Annotated in this window: 19 protein-coding genes and 1 pseudogene; 6 read left to right on the forward strand and 14 right to left on the reverse strand. The window is 25.9% G+C overall.

Annotated elements, in window-relative coordinates; translation table 11 throughout:
• Positions 1-746: 746 nt before the first annotated feature.
• The 3 genes and pseudogenes from AC4KN9_RS04125 to AC4KN9_RS04135 all read right to left on the reverse strand — a co-directional run bounded on the left by AC4KN9_RS04125 (position 747) and on the right by AC4KN9_RS04135 (position 3,047).
• Positions 747-1,124 (reverse strand): YbaN family protein, encoded by a 378-nt coding sequence (locus AC4KN9_RS04125; protein WP_491017377.1) that lies wholly within the window; start codon positions 1,122-1,124, stop codon positions 747-749.
• A gap of 459 nt (positions 1,125-1,583) precedes the next feature.
• Positions 1,584-1,700, reverse strand: a pseudogene (locus tag AC4KN9_RS04130) (methyltransferase domain-containing protein); the annotation flags it as partial.
• Positions 1,701-1,805: 105 nt separating this feature from the next.
• Complete coding sequence (locus tag AC4KN9_RS04135) at positions 1,806-3,047, reverse strand: MFS transporter (RefSeq protein WP_491017378.1); 1,242 nt, start codon at positions 3,045-3,047, stop codon at positions 1,806-1,808.
• Between the two features lie 222 nt (positions 3,048-3,269).
• On the opposite strand from AC4KN9_RS04135, the gene AC4KN9_RS04140 reads away from it, so the two are divergent.
• The gene (locus AC4KN9_RS04140) at positions 3,270-4,157 is read left to right on the forward strand and encodes a helix-turn-helix domain-containing protein (RefSeq protein ID WP_491017379.1); all 888 of its coding nucleotides are present in this window, start codon (positions 3,270-3,272) and stop codon (positions 4,155-4,157) included.
• 237 nt (positions 4,158-4,394) lie between these two features.
• Here AC4KN9_RS04140 and lysS read toward each other — a convergent pair whose 3' ends face one another.
• The 4 genes from lysS to AC4KN9_RS04160 all read right to left on the reverse strand — a co-directional run bounded on the left by lysS (position 4,395) and on the right by AC4KN9_RS04160 (position 7,783).
• On the reverse strand, positions 4,395-6,299 hold the full coding sequence (gene lysS / locus AC4KN9_RS04145) for a lysine--tRNA ligase (protein WP_491017380.1): 1,905 nt from the start codon (positions 6,297-6,299) through the stop codon (positions 4,395-4,397).
• Between the two features lie 6 nt (positions 6,300-6,305).
• Positions 6,306-6,785, reverse strand: a complete 480-nt coding sequence (gene greA / locus AC4KN9_RS04150; protein ID WP_491017381.1) for a transcription elongation factor GreA — start codon at positions 6,783-6,785, stop codon at positions 6,306-6,308.
• A 12-nt stretch (positions 6,786-6,797) separates the two neighbouring features.
• The gene (locus AC4KN9_RS04155) at positions 6,798-7,496 is read right to left on the reverse strand and encodes a metallophosphoesterase (RefSeq protein WP_491017382.1); all 699 of its coding nucleotides are present in this window, start codon (positions 7,494-7,496) and stop codon (positions 6,798-6,800) included.
• Positions 7,497-7,558: 62 nt separating this feature from the next.
• Positions 7,559-7,783 (reverse strand): YdbC family protein, encoded by a 225-nt coding sequence (locus AC4KN9_RS04160; protein ID WP_491017383.1) that lies wholly within the window; start codon positions 7,781-7,783, stop codon positions 7,559-7,561.
• Between the two features lie 191 nt (positions 7,784-7,974).
• Between AC4KN9_RS04160 and AC4KN9_RS04165 the strand changes: the two genes are divergently transcribed.
• Genes AC4KN9_RS04165 through AC4KN9_RS04180 form a run of 4 tightly spaced genes read left to right on the forward strand, consistent with a single transcriptional unit; the run spans position 7,975 to position 10,006 of the window.
• Entirely contained in the window at positions 7,975-8,583 is a 609-nt protein-coding gene (locus AC4KN9_RS04165; RefSeq protein ID WP_491017384.1) for a regulatory protein RecX, read from the forward strand.
• Complete coding sequence (locus AC4KN9_RS04170; RefSeq protein ID WP_491017385.1) at positions 8,580-8,879, forward strand: GIY-YIG nuclease family protein; 300 nt, start codon at positions 8,580-8,582, stop codon at positions 8,877-8,879. Before AC4KN9_RS04165 ends, AC4KN9_RS04170 begins: the two co-directional genes overlap by 4 nt.
• Complete coding sequence (locus tag AC4KN9_RS04175; RefSeq protein ID WP_491017386.1) at positions 8,872-9,453, forward strand: chromate transporter; 582 nt, start codon at positions 8,872-8,874, stop codon at positions 9,451-9,453. Before AC4KN9_RS04170 ends, AC4KN9_RS04175 begins: the two co-directional genes overlap by 8 nt.
• On the forward strand, positions 9,440-10,006 hold the full coding sequence (locus tag AC4KN9_RS04180; RefSeq protein WP_491017387.1) for a chromate transporter: 567 nt from the start codon (positions 9,440-9,442) through the stop codon (positions 10,004-10,006). The genes AC4KN9_RS04175 and AC4KN9_RS04180 overlap by 14 nt, the downstream gene beginning before the upstream one ends.
• Before the next feature lie 59 nt (positions 10,007-10,065).
• Here the strand turns inward: AC4KN9_RS04180 and AC4KN9_RS04185 are convergent, their stop codons facing one another.
• The gene (locus tag AC4KN9_RS04185; RefSeq protein ID WP_491017388.1) at positions 10,066-11,562 is read right to left on the reverse strand and encodes a Mur ligase family protein; all 1,497 of its coding nucleotides are present in this window, start codon (positions 11,560-11,562) and stop codon (positions 10,066-10,068) included.
• 126 nt (positions 11,563-11,688) lie between these two features.
• Between AC4KN9_RS04185 and rocF the strand changes: the two genes are divergently transcribed.
• Positions 11,689-12,597, forward strand: coding sequence for an arginase (rocF, locus tag AC4KN9_RS04190; RefSeq protein WP_491017389.1), 909 nt, complete (start codon positions 11,689-11,691; stop codon positions 12,595-12,597).
• 202 nt (positions 12,598-12,799) lie between these two features.
• Here the strand turns inward: rocF and AC4KN9_RS04195 are convergent, their stop codons facing one another.
• From AC4KN9_RS04195 to rsmB, 6 genes are read right to left on the reverse strand one after another with little or no spacing between them, the layout of a single operon-like run.
• On the reverse strand, positions 12,800-13,420 hold the full coding sequence (locus AC4KN9_RS04195) for a thiamine diphosphokinase (protein ID WP_491017390.1): 621 nt from the start codon (positions 13,418-13,420) through the stop codon (positions 12,800-12,802).
• Entirely contained in the window at positions 13,410-14,072 is a 663-nt protein-coding gene (rpe, locus tag AC4KN9_RS04200) for a ribulose-phosphate 3-epimerase (RefSeq protein ID WP_491017391.1), read from the reverse strand. The genes AC4KN9_RS04195 and rpe overlap by 11 nt, the downstream gene beginning before the upstream one ends.
• Positions 14,072-14,950, reverse strand: a complete 879-nt coding sequence (rsgA, locus tag AC4KN9_RS04205; RefSeq protein ID WP_491017392.1) for a ribosome small subunit-dependent GTPase A — start codon at positions 14,948-14,950, stop codon at positions 14,072-14,074. The genes rpe and rsgA overlap by 1 nt, the downstream gene beginning before the upstream one ends.
• Before the next feature lie 9 nt (positions 14,951-14,959).
• Positions 14,960-16,930: a Stk1 family PASTA domain-containing Ser/Thr kinase gene (gene pknB / locus AC4KN9_RS04210; RefSeq protein ID WP_491017393.1), complete on the reverse strand. Its 1,971-nt coding sequence runs from the start codon at positions 16,928-16,930 to the stop codon at positions 14,960-14,962.
• Positions 16,923-17,654, reverse strand: a complete 732-nt coding sequence (locus tag AC4KN9_RS04215; protein ID WP_491017394.1) for a Stp1/IreP family PP2C-type Ser/Thr phosphatase — start codon at positions 17,652-17,654, stop codon at positions 16,923-16,925. The genes pknB and AC4KN9_RS04215 overlap by 8 nt, the downstream gene beginning before the upstream one ends.
• Positions 17,655-17,697: 43 nt before the next feature.
• On the reverse strand, positions 17,698-18,981 hold the full coding sequence (rsmB, locus tag AC4KN9_RS04220; RefSeq protein ID WP_491017395.1) for a 16S rRNA (cytosine(967)-C(5))-methyltransferase RsmB: 1,284 nt from the start codon (positions 18,979-18,981) through the stop codon (positions 17,698-17,700).
• Between the last annotated feature and the right edge of the window lie 16 nt (positions 18,982-18,997).

Consider the following 18,997-nt stretch of genomic DNA (forward strand, 5'->3'; position numbering starts at 1 on the left):
TTTTGTATAAAAAATTATATACTCAACTTAGCGATATTATAAAAATATTATTCGTAAATTTTTATATTTGGTTTTCATAAAAGCCACCGTCTAATCTTTATTATTAATCTTCACTTTCTAAAAAAACTAAATCATTATTTGTATCTTCTTGCCTATCTGTAAATTTTCTTTCAAAGTCCTTAAATACTCCGCCTTTCCTTATTTTTCTTTGAGTTTCAGCACTTATTCTTAGTTTATTTAGCTTCTTAGTAAGAAGTTTCTTTCTGTTTCGTGTCTTTTAATTTTATTAGTTTCCTTTTTTATTTGTTCCATTACTTTTTCTAATTCTTTCATTTTAATTTTCTCCATCTAATTTTCTACATAACAAAAGCAATCAAGCTCTTACTCGATTGCTTTTCAACTAATATTAAGTTGTAATTATACCAAATATTTACTTTAAAACGTAGGTCGTCAACTGCAATCCACAAATCTTCTCATTTATCAAAAACTGAGAAATAAGGCTTTTTTGATATTTTTCAATTTTTGACGTTCTAGCAAACTGATCATAGATTTTTGTACGAGATTAAGTAATTATATAAAACTGAAAAAAGTTTTAATTTATTCTATACATAAATAGTATATTTACTTCTGTTACAAAACTATTTATGAAATAGAAATGGATTTTATTATTTTCAAGTTAAATATAGAACTATACTGTTAAAAGCATTAAAGAATTTTTTTCTCTGCCAAGTTCCTTTAATAGGTTTTTATTTAGCATCTGTGTCCTCTTTCATAGTCTTGATTTTGAAGAAAAAATAAAAATAATGGAAAATTAAAACCAAAATCAAACATATCCTTACATAAAGAATATCCACTAGATAAAAGGAAATGGAAATAAAAAATGTTATTAAAGCTAAAATTCTAATTTTCTTCTTAAGGCTAAGGCCTTTTTTGCTTTTAATCGGTTCTATATTGTTCTTATAAATACTAGTTTGTATAAACCAATTATAAAACCTTTGAGAGCCTTTAGCAAAACACCATGTTGCAAGAAATAAAAAGGGTGTCGCTGGTAAAAGTGGCAGATAGATTCCAACAACACCTATGGCTAAAAATATAAATCCTAAAATAATAAAAATATATTTCATCTTCCCTCCTGATAACCTTTATCAATATTATAATTTTATACTATCATATAATCAAGCTAATATAAAGGTCTTGATATTAATATTTTAATTTTGAATTTAATTTTGTTATAATTACAAGGTTTTAGAAAGTCATCTTTATTAAATGTTTATTCATTTTACTTGTTTCGTTTTACTTATAAACATTTCCAACGAAAAATGAGGCCTACATGGCATTTTTATTTTTTTTACTTATAATCCTACAAAGACATCTACTAGGTTTTGGATTTTCATTAAGATCTCTTCTTTTAGTTTTATCTAATAATATCTTTTGTTTATTGCCATTCTAATCCTCCTTGAAATAAAAAAAGAAGTAGATTTTTTCTCTACTTCTACTTATAATTTGTTTTTCATTATTCGCAAATTTTTTATAATTTTCTAGCTAAAAATACTATATACTCCTTCATTGCATATTAGAAACTAACCGTTCTTAACTAGAACACGATGGATTTCCCTAAAAGGTACTTCTATGTTCTTCTAAAAATAAATAGTTTCAAAGGCAGTTCCTATATTTATGGATTCATCTTCAAAAGGTAGTTTAATACGACCAAAAGTCGGTTCAACAAATTGTTTATACATATAGATGTAATTTTTAAAGCTATACTACTAGTTTATTTATCATTATAAGATGTATATTAATTTATATTATTCCTCTTTATCTAAAGTAAAATTAAAGGACATTCTTAGTGCAATTATTCCTGATATAACTAATAGTGCCAGCATGCCTACAGTTACATATAATACTCCAAAATTTGTTACTATCGATACCATAAAAACTGTTAAAAATGTAGGAATCAAAAGACTAACTGCATTTATAGCCGACTCTATAGCGCCCATTTTATTTGTTGGTACTGTACCAAATATTATAGATTGTAGTCTTGGACTTATCAAGCCTACAGATATTGAACATAAGATTGAAGATATCGCTATTATAACAAATGAATTCAAAGTAAATCCAAGCAATATGGATACTTGTAAAATCAGACATATAAATACTATCGTCTTATTCTTTAGATTTTTTAACAAGCCACCACTAGATATATTTCCTATAATAGCTCCTACAAACATTAAAACAGTAAGTATGGCAATAGCTTGGCCTGTTTCAAAATTATAAAATGAATGTTTTATTAAAATTAATGTTGTTACCGGTATAATAAGATTACCTACAGTTTGCAATATAGATGTTATAATTAATAATTTGCCCATTTCATTTATCTTAAATAAAAGTTTTGTAGAATCGATTAAATGTCCAAGATAGTTTTTAAAGTTTAATTTTTTATCTATAATAATGCTTTCTTCATACTTAGATAAAGATTTTTTTATTATGATAAAATAAAAGAATCCAAATAAAAAAGTTATAGCATTAATCAAGGCAAATACTTCTATAGAAAATAAACTTAAGGCAATACCACCAATTATATTACTCAAAGTCCTTATAATCATTTTGCTTCCTTGCATAAATCCCATACTACTCGTAATATCATCTCCTACAATCTGCATGTATATAGGTATCAACATTGGATTAGTTAGTCCTCCAAGTAGATCTGATAAAATATTAATGAAACATATTATAATAACTACTTTTAGATTGAAATTTAAGTTATACAATATCCAGGCTATCGATAAATAACATATAAACCTTATAAATAAGGAATAAATATTTTTTTGAATCCTATCCTTTTGAAAATCAGCTACAGTCCCAAAAAATATTTGGCCAATTTGGGGCAAAGTTTCAGATAAAATTATATAAAATATTGCCTTTTCGGCAAATTCAAAATTTGCCACATAATTAATAAGTGCTAAATAAAAAACTATGTCCCCAAACATTGAAATCCAACTGTTTATAGTTAAATTTCTAAAATCTCTATTTCGTAAAAAAACATTCATAATAACTCCTTTAGCATTTTAGTATATGAATAAAATTTGGATTGAATTATCTATTCAAAAGGAAATCCATAACATTATCCTTTCATTTATTTTATTTTTATTGTAAAATATTAATATATAGAAATATTTTACTTGTATGAATTTTAATATATTTTTATATAATATACAACGACAAAAATGTCATAAGATTTTAACAATATTCTCTATAAGGTAAATATAATTATGGATTTAAAACTAAAATTAAAAAATTTAAGAATAAAATATAAATATTCTCAGGAAAATATTTCAGAAATTCTAGATATTAGTGTAAGGCAATATCAAAGAATTGAAAATGGAGATAATAAGCCGAATCTTGACATGTTAATTAAATTGTCAAAGATTTACAATAGTAATTTGATAAATGATTATATATTATCTAATGATAATTCTTATTTATATATAAAAGAATTAGAACTAAAGTTGAAAAATATAATGTTTAATATGGATATAAATAATTTAAGAATATTTATAAATAACATTCAATCAACTATTAATCAAGAACCTAATTCTCACCATTTATTACAAATACTATATTTTTCTAGGGCTTATAAATCAATGATAGAAAAACAATATATAAAAGCGAAAAATTATCTTGAAAGAGCTATTTTTATATCAATTCCCAATTTTGAAATTAATAATATTGAAAATTATTTATATAATAAATCTGATATAAAAGTTCTATTGCATTTAGGTATTTCTTATAAGTATTTGGGACAAAGGAATAAACACGAAGATATAATAATTTTTTTATCTTCACTAAATTTAAATGATATTGAACTTAAATTGCAAATCGAACATGAGAAAATTAAAATATACATTTCAAAGAAAAATTATATATATTCTTTAGAAATGATAGATAATTGTATAAAATTAATTGAAGACAATCACTTATATCAACATAAATTTAGATTTTCCTATCTAAAAGGACTTTGTTTGCATAAACTTGATGATTCTAAATATACTAAATATTTTGATGATACATTAAAAACACTGAAATATTATAAATTAGAAAAGCTGTATGAGCAATATAATAAGTCTATTTTAAAATATAAAAAGTTCAACAAAATCTAATCTAAGTTAGTTTTGTTGAACTTTCATATTATTTACTTCTATTTCTAAATATCAACCCTACTATCAAATAATTAACTACATCATGGACTATCCTTGCTGGCACGTCTTAAACTACATTTTATTTTACTAAATCAGTAGTTGCTCCAATAAAATTATTCTAATTATACATCTCATACATAGTTTTAAAAATTAAACTGAGATTCATGAGAAATCCCAGTTTAATAATTTGCGTGTTTTTTAATATAATTTTGATCCTGCTGGAATATTATCATCCAACATTATTAGGTTAAGTTTTTCTTTATCTTCATATTCATATACAGCTGATATAATCATACCTTCTGAGTCGATTCCCATCATCTTACGTGGAGGAAGATTACAAATCGCAAGCAGTGTCTTTCCAATTAAACTCTCTGAACTGTAATATTCCTTAATACCAGATAAAATAACTCTTTCTTTTTCAGAACCATCATCTAACGTAAATTTCAAAAGTTTTTTTGACTTTGGTACTTCTTCACAATTTTTAACCTTAACAACTCTAAAGTCTGATTTAGAAAATGTTTCAAAATCAATCATATCTTCAAATAAAGGCTCTACCCTTAATTTAGATAAATCAAGCATTTCTATTGTTTTTTCTGTATTTGAATTATTTTCTGATTGATTTTCTACTGCATTTTTACCAAATGGCTTCATTGTTGGGAACAATAGCACATCTCTAATTGTAGTTTGATCTGTTAAGAACATTACTAATCTATCAATACCTATTCCTAAACCTCCTGTTGGTGGCATACCAACCTCGATAGCATTTAAGAAGTCATAATCAATCATATTTGCTTCATCGTCACCCATTTCTCTTAATTTTAATTGTTCATCAAATCTTTCTTTTTGATCTTCTGCATCGTTTAATTCTGAGTATGCGTTGGCAATTTCTTTACCATATATAAAGGCTTCAAATCTTTGTGTCATTGCTTCATTTTCTGGATTTCTTTTAGTTAATGGCGAAACTTCAACTGGATATTGTGTGACAAATGTTGGTTGGATAAGTTTCTCTTCACAAAATGTTTCAAAGAAACTTACAATTATATTACCTAATTTATCACTAGGCTTCAATTCCACTTTATGTTCTTTTGCTAATTTAACAGCCTCATCATAGTCAGTGATTTCATTAAAGTCTATTCCAGTTTCTTCCTTAATGAGTTCAACCATAGATACTCTTTTCCATGGTGTAGTAAAATCAATTGTTGTTCCTTGATAGTTAACGGTAAATCCTCCATTTACCTTTTCATTTACATATAAAACTAAATTTTCGGTTATTTCCATCATATCATTATAGTCAGCATACGCTTCATATAACTCCATAGCTGTGTATTCAGGATTATGTGTTGCATCCATGCCTTCATTTCTAAACATTCTACCCATTTCATATACTTTATCAAACCCACCTACAATAAGTCTTTTTAAGTATAGTTCGTTGGCAATTCTTAAATACATATCAATATCTAAAGTGTTGTGATGGGTAACAAAAGGTCTTGCATTTGCCCCACCTGGTATAGTATTCAATATAGGTGTTTCAACTTCTAAGTATCCGTTTTTATCTAAAAATTCTCGTATTCCTGATAAAATTTTTGTTCTTTTTCTAAATACATCTTTTATCTCCGGATTAACAATTAAATCTACATATCTTTGTCTATATCTTAAATCTACATCTTTTAATCCATGAAATTTTTCAGGTAATATTTGTAGTGATTTAGTTAATAATTCAAAATTATTGTTAAGTACTGAAATTTCTCCAGTTTGTGTTTTAATTACTTCACCAGATACTTTAACTATATCTCCTACATCTAGATCTTTAGTATCTTCATAGATTTCACTACCTAACACATTCTCTCTATTAAAAATTTGAATTTTACCTAAATCATCTTGCAGCACCCAGAAACTTATTTTTCCAAATGTTCTTTTACCTAAAATTCTACCTGCCACGGTAACTTCTTTACCCTCAAAATTTTCAAAATTTTTTATAATCTCTTTTGATTTTGCTGTAACAATAACTTTTTCTATAATATGAGGGTTTTTACCGTCATTTTTAAGTCTTTTTAACTTATCTCTTTTAATTTGTAACATCTCGTTGATATTTACATCTGACATAATTACCTACCTAATAATTTCTTTTATTTTATATTTAATAGTATTTGCTTTTGTTTTTACACTAACAATATCTCCTGCTTTTGAATTTATTAAGGCTTTACCTAACAAAGATTCATTTGAAATTCTACGTTCAGCAATATCAGCTTCTACTGTTCCTACTATTTGTAATTGCATATCAATATTTTTAGATAAATCCGTTATCAAAACTTTATCTCCAATATAAACTATTTCTAAGTCTAAAGAAGTTGGTCTTGCAATAATTTCAGCTTTTTTAAGTTGCAATTCAATTTCACTAATTCTTGTTTCAACTTTTACCTGCTCAGCTTTGGCTTCATCATACTCTGCATTTTCAGATAAATCTCCAAATCCTCTTGCAATTTTTATTTTTTCAGATACTTCTCCCCTTTTTTCAGTTATTAAATAGTTTAATTCTTCATTAAGCTTATCGTATCCTTCTTGCGTTAATAATACTTTACCTTCTGTCATTTTTATCTCCTGTTATATTTCTTTTATTTTTACGGGAATAAAATTAATCTTATCACCTGAAACACAAATATATTTAATGCCATTTATTTCACCTTCAGGAGCTGAATTTGCAGCAACTCCATGTAAATGACCATATACAACTGTTTTTATATTATACTTCTTAAATATTCTTTCAAATTCGTTTGGTGAATTATCTCTATTGAAAGGTGGATAATGTAGCATGGCAATAACTTCATGAAAGTTATCAAAATTTTTTAATCCATATTGAATAGATAATTCTAATCTATGTAGTTCTCTAACAAATATTTTCTCGTCATCTTCGTTAAATCCAATTGAATCTCTACTGTCCCAAGCTCTTGTACCTACTATTAAAATATTTTTGTGAATAAATGCATTGTTTTGTAAGAACTCGATAGTATTTAATTTTAAGTCTTTTATTTTTTTTAGTGAACTCCACCAATAATCATGATTTCCTCTTAAGACAATTTTATTTCCATTTAATTTATCAACTCTTTTCAAATCAAAATAGGCATCTCCCAATTTCATAGCCCATGAAGTATCCCCTGATATCAAAACTAAATCATCTTTGGCAACGTAATTATTCCAATAAGAAAATATTTTTTCTTCATAGTTTTCCCAGTTGCCACCAAAAACAGACATATCTTTTTCTTTTGTTATATCTAAATGCAAGTCTGCAATTGCTAGTATCATCTTTTCTCCCACTACAATATTATTTTTAAAGACTTACCTTAAACAGTAAGTCCTTAAATTAATTATTTGTTAAATTCATCAATTAAAATTTCTTTTAATACTTTAGCCTCTTCTTCAGTAAAAGTAATTCCCTTACTCATTCTTGTATGTTCTTCATTCCATTCTCTTAAATCAAATTTTGCTTCTCTTTCATTCCAAGAAACGATATTTAATTCTTTTCTCCATCCTTTAGCATTTGTTGATAAAACGCCTAGATTTTCAATTATTTCAAATTTTAATTCAGCCATTATGTCTCCTATCTGTCACGTACTTGCAATAGAATACCATTTATTGGCTAAATTGTCAAACTTTATTAGCTATATACATTGAAATATTAAACTTGTACGACAAATAAACTTTCTTATATTTAATATGGATATATTTTTTACATTTTGACATTTGCGTATGCAAGTTGTATGCTTATTTAGCAGGAGGAAATATGTTTGTTGAAAAAATAACATTTATTGACAGTAAAGGATTATTTGAAATAATAATTGATAAAGAAATATTTTTAATTTCTTATGAAAAATACAATGAATTAAATATAAAAAATCAAATGCAAATTGATATTGAATTATATGAAGCCGTAAAGGATGAATCTATTTATCAAGAATTAAAAAAAATAGCGGATGTTTATATAAACTATAAGCGTAGAACTACTCAAGAAGTTCGTAATAAATTGTATAAGTCATCAAGAAATACTTCTTATATAGAAAAGGTAATTAATTATTTTAAAAAATTAAATGTTTTAGATGATGAAAAATATGCTAAAGATTATATCGACTATTCTATTTACATTAAAAGAAATAGTATAAATTATACAAAAAACAAACTTTACGAAAAAGGCATACAATCTAATATATCAAATATATACTTAAGAGAAATAGACGATGATGTAGAATACCAAAATGCAATATATGTTTTTAAGAAAAAGTATAAAGATAAAGATATTTCTGATATTAACGTGAAAAATAAGATAACTAGATATTTATCATATAAAGGATATACATATGATATTATAAATAAAATTTTAAGAGAATTTAAATGAAATCATACGTATATATACTTGAATGTAATGATAAAACCTATTATATTGGTTATACAACTAATTTAGAAAAAAGATTGAAATTACATAATGAAAAAAAAGCTTCAAAATACACAAGAGGACGAACTCCTGTAAAATATGTATATATTAAAGAGTTCAACTCGAAAAGCGAAGCTATGAGAGCAGAGGTATATCTGAAACAGTTAAATCGAACTGAAAAAAAAATGCTTATTGATGATAAGATCGTTTATGAAAATATATTAAATAAAAAATTAGGAGATAAAACAATAAATGAATAAGAAAAAAATGAGTTTATTAGAAATGTTTTTTATTTTTACTAAAATCGCATTATTCACTTTTGGAGGTGGATATACAATTGTACCTGTAATAAAAGATGAATTTTCTACAAAATCCAATTTAATAAATGAAGAGGAAATGATAGATATAGTTTCAGTCGCTACATCTGGGCCTGGTCCTATGGCTATAAATGCATCAATATTAACCGGATATAGACTACATGGTTTTATTGGTGGTGTAGTCGCGGCCATTGCTTCTGCATTACCCTCTCTTGTTATAATAACTATACTCTCATTTTTTTACGAATCATTTTCTAAAAATTACTTTATTAATGCCGCATTAAAAGGGATGGGTGGAGTCATTGCAGCAACTTTAATGATAACATCATATAGAATGGCTAAACAATCATTACAAACAAATAAGGTGCTAGGAGTGTGTATAATGATTTTATCATTCATTGCTAGTTATATTTTCAATATTAATACCGGGCTTATCATTTTAGTAGTTGCTATATTTGGTCTATTTGTGTATTCCATTATAGATACGGAAAAGGAGAAAAAAAATGATATTAATTAAACTTTTTCTTATTTTTCTTCAAATTGGATCTCTTGCTTTTGGAGGTGGATATGCCATACTACCCTTTATAAAAAATATTGTTGTAGATCAATATGCTTGGTTAACAATAAATGAAATGACTGATATAGTTACCATATCACAAATGACTCCTGGTCCAATAGCTATAAATGCTGCAACATTTGTAGGGACAAAAGTATATGGAATAATAGGATCTATTGTTGCAACTACCGCTACTATCATTCCTCAAATTATTATAATGACAATATTAGCAAAATTATTTTTTTCTTCAAAAGAAATTTCTTTTATGGATAAAATAATAAAAGCACTAAAACCTGCTGTAGCAGGATTGATATTCATAGCTTCATTAAATATGTTTTTTGAATCTGTATTTAATAGCTCTTATTTTACGTTGGCTAATATTTCCATTGTAGGGGCAATAACTTTTATAATTGGATTTATATTATATTCAAAAAAAATGGGGATAATTCATTTAATTGCAATAGGTGCTTTTTGGGGGGTTATATTAACTCTACTTACGGATTTTTTTATGTGAATATTTTATAATTTAAAACTCTATATTTAAAATAAAATATAAATTTTAAATATAGAGTTTTATTTTGATTTTTTGTTATATTCTTCAATTAAAGAACTTGCAACTTCAACATCACTCTTAATTGGAATATATTTTCCACGTTCTTTTTGAAAATCTTCTGTTCCTTTTCCAGCTATAAAAAATATAGTTTTCTCTGAGGCATCCATAAAAGCTTTTCTTATCCCCTCTTCTCTTGTATTTGATATTTCATATTTATCTGTGTACTTAATTATTTCTTTTGATAAAACTTCTGATATTTTAGAATATTCTATATATTCTGAATCTTCTGGTACTATTATTATATAATCAGAATTTTTTGACGCTGATCTGGAGTTTCCTTCAATTCTATTTCTTGCTAATTTACCACTATTCCCAAAAATTGAAACTACTCTATACTCAGGATATTTTATTTTAATAAATTCATAAGCTTTATCAAAACTCAATTCATTGTGAGCATAAGAAATAAACATAATATACTTCTTATCAATTGATTCTATAATTTTTTCTCTAGCATCAATATTCGCATTTATTAATCCCTTTTGAATTAAATTATTATCCACACCAAAATGTTTAGAAACCATAATTGCTGCTATTGCATTTTCAATATTATAAATACCTAATTGATTTATTTCTGCTAAAATTTTTTCTCCTTTATAATTTAATGTGAATCTTAAACTAGATTTCAAGAAAGTATATTCAGCTAATGATGTTTCAGTTTTCTTATTAATTGAAAATGTTTCTGATGGAATATTTAGTTTTTTAATTCTATTTTCTATTTTGTGTATATAATCTGAGCCTTTGTTATAAATTGCAAAATTTGCATTATTAAAGATTTGTAGTTTGGAATTAAAATAATCTTCAAAGGTTGGATGTTCAATATCGCTTACATGGTCATCCCCAATATTCAAGAATATTGCTACGTCAAGAGAAATGTTGTTCATTCTGTAATATTTAAAGGCTTGTGATGATGATTCAATTATCATATATTCTAAACCTGCCTTTACTGCATTATTTAAATATCTATAAAGCATAATTGACTCTGGAGTCGTTAAAGTCGATTTAAAATTCTCAAATCCATCATATGTATTGATACTAGATATGATTCCAGCAGTTTTTTTACCATTTTTAAGTAAATATACATCTAATATACTTTTAATATATGTAACTGTGGTTGACTTTCCTTTAGTGCCTGTTACCCCTATAGTTTTAATTTTTTTATCAGGAAAATCATAAAAATACCTTGCAATTTCTAACATTGCTTTTCTAATATCTTTAACAATTATATATGGTAAATCTATATTTAATTTTTTTTCAGATATATATGAATTTGCACCTCTATTTTTCGCATCAAATAAATATTCTTCCTTAAAATTTAATCCTTTACAAAAAAACAAAGTGCTTTCAGATATATCTCTTGAATAATAAGAAATATTTTTTATTATTATATTATCGTCCGTGCTTTCAATAAAATTATCAGTTTTTTTTATTAAATTAATAATCTCTAGTAAATTTTTCATTTTTTCACCAATTTCCATTTTTTTATTATATAATATATTTGTTCTAAATTAATACTAAATTAATTATATAGCTATAGTATTATATTTTCAACAAACTAACTTAAAATAGTATATGTGAGGATAAAAATGAAAATTGATTTTATAAAGATTCCTATGTATTATGGATTTGATAGAGCTGGTGTTGAATTTGGCACAGATAAGATAATAGAGGAAGGTATTGAAGATATCTTCAATCAAAATAAAATTGTAACAGAAGTAAAAAATGATATCTTTGTTGAAAAAGTATCAGAAGAAGATAAATATAGCGACCATAAAAGCTTAAAATTTTTAAGACCTATAAAAAATGCAGTTGAAGATTTAGCAAATGAAGTTCATAATTCTCTTTCCTCTGGAAATATGCCATTCGTAATTGGTGGTGATCATGCCCTAGCTATTGGTTCACTTGCAGGTGTATCCGGAGCAATCGGAAATGATTTTGCTGTTATATGGGTAGATGCACATACTGATATTAATGATATTGAGTCTTCTCCGTCTGGAAATATTCATGGGATGCCAATTGCTGCCTCCTTTAATTTAGGTCACGAAGACTTAGTTAATGTTCATTTTGACGGAGCTAAAATAAAACCTGAAAATGTATATATAATCGGTGCAAGAAGTGTAGACGACGGAGAATATGATATCATTGAAAAATATAATGTAAATGTATGGTATATGGATGATATTCATTCTAAGGGAATTGAAAAATGTTTAGATGAAATTATTAATGATATTAAAAGTAAAGGAATTAATAAAATTCATTTAAGTTATGATATTGATTCAATGGATAAGTCATTGGTTCCAGGTACAGGTACTCCAGTTGAAAATGGACTAAATTATAATCAGTCTGAAAAAATAATAAGAAGATTAATACAGACGAGATTAATTAATTCAATAGATTTTGTAGAATATAATCCTAAAAAAGATATAAATGACATCACACTAAAATCAGTTTTCAAAATGTTAAATATCTTTGCCGAAGAATTAGGGAAGTATTAATTAATAAAAATATATAATTAAATTTTACATATCATTAATTCATAATAGTAAATGGACAACTCATGATTAATTCAATTTTGGAGTTAATCAAAATGTGAGTGTACATTTACTATTTTAATTTTTAAAATTTATGCCACATCAATAAAACATTATAATCTACAATTTACATATTTGGGAAATTTTAAATCAAAAATTATATAAATTAATCTTTGCTTAATATTATATATACCCCACCTTGATGCACAGTTAGTTTAGCATCTTCAATAAATTTATTTGAAACTGTTAGAGCTTCTCCATAACTAACTTCAAATTTTTCAAGTTCCCACTTTACCCCTTTAAGAGAAATGATGGTTCTTAAATTCGCTGGTAATATTGAAATATTTTCTAATTGTTTTTTTATGAGTGTATTTTTATTGGTATAAAATACTACGTTATATTTATTTATAATCGTAATATTTAATCCTTTTTCCTTATATCCCTTTAATAATTGAAGATTTGCAAATGTATGATCTAGTCTGGTACCTGTAGCTCCATATACTTTAATATCACTAAAATTATATTTTAAGCAATATTGATATGCCAACTCTAAATCTGTAAAATCTTTATCCTTACTAAATGAATGGACATCTATTTTATCAAGTTTTTCTATATATTTTGAATTGATGGAATCAAAATCACCGATTGCAAGGTCAACATTTATATTGTTGTCAACTAAAAATTCAAATCCTTTATCTACTGCAATTATATATGTGTTTTTTATATCGTTATTATTAAATCCACTTATACAACCACCGGCAAAAATTACTGCTTTTTTATTTTTCATTGTTAATTTCTTTATAAAATTTATCTATGTTATTTTGGATTCCATCTTCATTAAATATAGCGGAGCCTGCAACGGCTAAATTTATTCCTAAATCTATTACCTTTTTTACGTTATGAAGCTTTATTCCACCATCAATTTCTAGTATGATATCACGGCCAGAATCTTCGATAAGTTTTTTTACACGTATAATTTTATCAAATATTTGTGGAATAAACTCTTGTCCACCAAATCCTGGTACTACTGACATTATTAAGATTAAATCTATGTCTTGAATAAGATATTTCAAAATATTCTCATCTGTATGTGTATTCAAAACTATACCAGCTTTAATACCACCTTTTTTTATTTGACTAACCACCCTGTTAGGGTGTTTGGTAGTTTCTGGATGAAATGAAATAATATCTGCTCCTGCACTTACATACTCCTCAATATGGTTTTCTGGATTTTCTACCATAAGATGTACATCAAAAATTAGATTTGTGTGTTTTCTTATGTTTTTTATTATGTCAGAACCATATGATATGTTTGGTACGTATCTACCATCCATAATATCTAAGTGTAAATATTTTACTTTTGAATTATTTAATTCTCTAATTTGAGATCTTAAGTCATAAAAATCTGCCGCTAATAAAGATGGTGCTATTTCTTTCATTAATATACCTTTCTATTCATTATTTCATTTCTAATATGCGTATAATTTACGTATCTTGAGGTGCTTATTTCACCTGCTTCTAATGCTCCTTTTACTGCACATTTTGGCTCATTTATATGTTCACAATTCTTAAATTTACATTGATTGCTGTATTTTTCAAACTCCTTGAAATAAAACTTAACATCTTTGTAATCTTCTATAAAATCTAGTGATAGTGCCGTAAATCCAGGTGTGTCGTATATAAATGTATCTTCATCAATTTCAAATATTTCTACGTGTCTAGTAGTATGCTTTCCTCTTGAAGTTTTTTTAGAAATATCTCCAATTTTCATATTAATATCTTCATGTAAAAGATTTATAATTGTAGATTTTCCAACTCCAGAGGGCCCAGCAAATGATGATATTTTATTTTTTAATACATTTCTTAAATTATCAATGCCTTTTTGTTCAATGGCTGAAGTGTATATAATTTTATAGTCTGTTTTTTTATAAATTTCTTCAAATATTTTAATTTCATCATCATTTACAAGCTCTATCTTGTTAATTAAAATCACCATTGGAATATTAAAGTGCTCTAGCATGGCTAAGTACTTATCCAATATTAAATAATTTATCTCTGGATCTTTTAATGAATAAACCATAACTATTTGATCTATATTAGAAATTGGTGGTCTAATTAAATGATTTTTTCTTTCATATATATTTTCAATATATCCTGTGTTATCATCTAAAATTTGAATGTCTACTCTATCTCCAACCAAGGGCTTAATATTTTTATCTCTAAATAATCCTCTGGCCTTACAAAGATATATTTTTTTGTCCATAGTTTTTACGTGATATAACTCTTTTTGAGATTGTATTATTAAACCTTTTTTCATTAAATTCCCTTAATTTATTTCTGCTTTTTTACCATCAAATTCAGCTTCAAATTTAGAATCGACAGTATCAATTATAGATATTCTAATTTTTCCATTTTCATCCGCTTTGGATTTTTCAATATTTTTATCAAATACTAACTCTCTATTTCTCGTTAAATTATATATTTTCAAATTAAATTTTTTTGAATCTCCACTAGGTACTGTTATCTTAAATATATATTTTTTCTTCTCAGCTTGAGATGGTGGTTGTGGGTTATTTTGAGAGTTATCATTTCCATTTGATTCATTCTCTTTTTCTATATCCGTCTGTTCTTCACCAATACTAATAACAATATCTATTGCTGTACCACTTTTTACTTCTTCACCAGGCTTTAATGATTGTGATATTACAGCATTTTTTTTGACATCATTACTATGTTTTTTTGTTATTTTTCCCAAAGTTAATCCTGATGAATTAATTGTAGAGATAGCAACAGCCTGATCCTGATTTTCAACATTTGGTACTACTACCTTTTTTTCAGGTCGGCCTGAACTTATAACTAAATTAATCTGAGAACCTTTTTTTACTTTTTCCCCGGCTTGTGGTAATTGTTTTATAATTAAATCTTTTTTTGTATCTGATTCTTCATAAGTCTTTTCACTAATTTCTAAACCATAATCTGCTAGTAACTTTTTAATATTATCAATATCAAATCCAACAACATTTGGTACTGTTACCAATTCACTTCCTTTACTTATAGTTAACTCAACTACTGTATCTTTTTTAATTTTTGTTTGAGGACTAATTGATTGAGAAATTACATTTCCCTCTATAATTTGTGGATTATATTCTCTATTTTTTATTGTTACAGATAATCCTCTTTCCTGGAGCATTTTAATTGCACTTTCTTCTTTTATATCAATAACACTTGGCATCGTGATTTCGTCGCCAAGAGATTGTTTATTTACCTTTGAATCAACAATATAGTATATTGTAAATAACGAAAATCCAAGTATCATAATAACAATTAAAATATTTATCCAATTGGTACTATTTTGAGTTTTTTCTCTAGAATCTATCTTTTTCTCCGATTTATAATTTACTTCATTTATTTTTTTTGTATATTTTTCATTTTCCATCGCTTCAAGTTTTAATGTGTTATCTAAACTTATTCCATTAGAAATTTTTTCTAAATCTGTATATAAATGACTTGAAGTTTTATATCTATTTTCCGGTTTTTTTTGTAATAATTTAGCAATTAACATAGCTAAATCTTCGCTTATATCGGGATTTAGTTTATTGACCTGTTCAGGACTTTCTTGGATATGCTTTACAGCAATTCCTACTGGACTTTCTCCATCAAAAGGAACTTTGCCTGTTGCCATTTCAAATAATAATACCCCTAATGAATATAAGTCAGATCTGGAATCTATTAATTTTCCTTTTGCCTGTTCTGGAGAAATATAATGTACTGTACCTAAAATCGATGATGTGTATGTTAGAGTTGCATCTGATGTTACACGAGCAATCCCAAAATCAACTACTTTTACCTTATCATTTTTAGTAATCAAAATATTTGCAGGTTTAATATCTCTATGTACTAATCCATTCATATGAGCAGTTTGTAGGGCTTTTGCAATCTGAATTGCATACTTCAATATTCTTTCATTACTTAAAGGTGCCTCATTTGCGATAACATCTTTTAAGGTCTGTCCCTCAACTTTTTCCATTACAATATATTCAACATCTTTTCCATTAATGGTTGTATGGCCAACATCATAAATACTTACTATATTGTCATCACTTAATGATGCAGAATTTTTAGCTTCACTTTTAAGTCTATCAATAAAATCTTCTTTTTCAATCAAGGAATCTTTTAGTATCTTTATCGCAACTTCCCTTTGTAGTAATGTGTCAAAACCATCATATACTATTGCCATACCACCGGTTCCAATTATATCTTTTATTTGATATCTATTATTTAATAATTTATCATTCATAAAAAACCTCATTTACTTTAACACAAGTAATTGTTATATTATCTTTTCCCCCTGTAGAATTAGCCATATATAATAATATTTCAGAGGTGTGCTTTACACCGTAATCTTCTACCAAAACATTTTCAATATCGGGATCATCTATCATATCTGTTAATCCATCAGTTGCTAATAAAATCATATCTCCTGCATCTAATTTCCTTACGTCAACATCAAGCTTATAATCTAGTCTTGTACCTAGACAGCTAGTAATCTCATTTCTTGGAAAAAATATTGCTTCTTCTTTACTAATCGCACCTGCATCTAATAGTTCTTGAACATATGAGTGATCTTTGGTTAATTGTTGCATATTATCTTTAGAATATAGATATATTCTACTATCTCCAGCATTAGCAAAATATAAAATATCATCAACAATAAGAGCAATAATAACTGTAGTACCCATATTTTTATGTTTGGAATCCTCAATTGATTTTTTGTATATTTTTTGATGTGCATTTTCAACTGCATTTGATATTAATGTGAAATTATCTTCAGAATCAAAATTTAATACTATATATTCTTTTATGCTATTTGCTGCTATTTCAGATGCTACTTCACCAGAATTGTGACCACCCATTCCATCACACACGACAAACAAGCCATATCCCTCACCTTCATGATTTATATAGCAGTCTTCATTATTTTTTCTGACTTTTCCTGTATCTGAAACACTAAAATATTTCATATCTACCTTCTTTAAGATTAATAATATTCATTATATCAAAATTTTAATCTTTTTTCATCTTGCATATGAAAAAGCCGTCATGATTACTATCTGGTAGTATTTCTATATAATTACTACCATTTATATCTACAAACTTTATATCTTTATTTCTTTTTATAAAATCGTTAACAACAAATTTATTTTCTAAATCACCAATAGTACACGTACTATAAACAATGTATCCACCAGACTTTAAGTATTTATATGATTTATGTAAAATATCTTGCTGTATTTTTACTAAAGACTTGATATCCTTTATGCTTCTATTTATCTTTATTTCAGGTTTTCTTTTAATTACTCCAAGTCCGGAACAAGGAGCATCAACGAGTATATAATCAAACTTGTTTTCAAAATCATTTATAAATTCTGTTGCATCGTAATTTGTTATTTCAAAATTAGTTAATTTTAGTCTTTCAAAATTTTCTTTTATTTTATCCATCTTATTAAGTGAAATATCATTTGAAACAACTTTTCCTTGATTTTCCATTATTTGTAATAAGTGTGTACTTTTAGATCCAGGTGCTGCACATAAATCTAAAACTAATGAATTTTTTTTTGGATTTAATATTTCAGATACTAAAATACTTGCTTCATCTTGTACTGTAAATTTTCCTTCTAAAAATTCACTTATATCAAATAAACCACTCGGGTTTTCAATTATTAATGCATTGTTAGTTAAATCTGAAGTTAAGACACTAAATCCTTTTTTTTCAAGAGTTTCCTTTAATTCCTTTTTCTCAATTTGATTTGTATTAACTCTGATAGATAAATTAGATTTATCTGTAAAGCTAGCTATAATTTTTTCATAATTATCATAGTTTTTCTTAATATATTTTACTAATTCTAGTGAAACGCTATATTTTATAGATAGTTTTTCATCATTATCTTTTACATTTATATCAAATGAATTTTTATCTCTATCTATGTTTCTCAAAATTGCATTGACCATATTTTTAGCCTTAAAATTGACTTTTTTTGTATTATTCACTGCTTCATTTATCACTGCATATTTTTTTGATTTTAAAAATTTTAATTCATATACTGCAATTCTTAATATATTTAAAACTTTTTCATCTAATTTTCTTAACTTCATTTTTGAATATTTTTGAATTACATAATCAATATATTTTACATTTTCGATAACACCGTAAATTAGTTGCATATATAATTTTTTGTCCTGATCTACCACCTTTTCTATATCACTATTTATTACTTCTTTAGAAAATTCATTTAATTTTAGTATTTTATATATTGTATTAATACTGACTTCTCTTGCTTTAATACTCATCACCTTCCTTATTATG

This window comes from Helcococcus sp. SA-HE-C1, assembly GCF_985670335.1.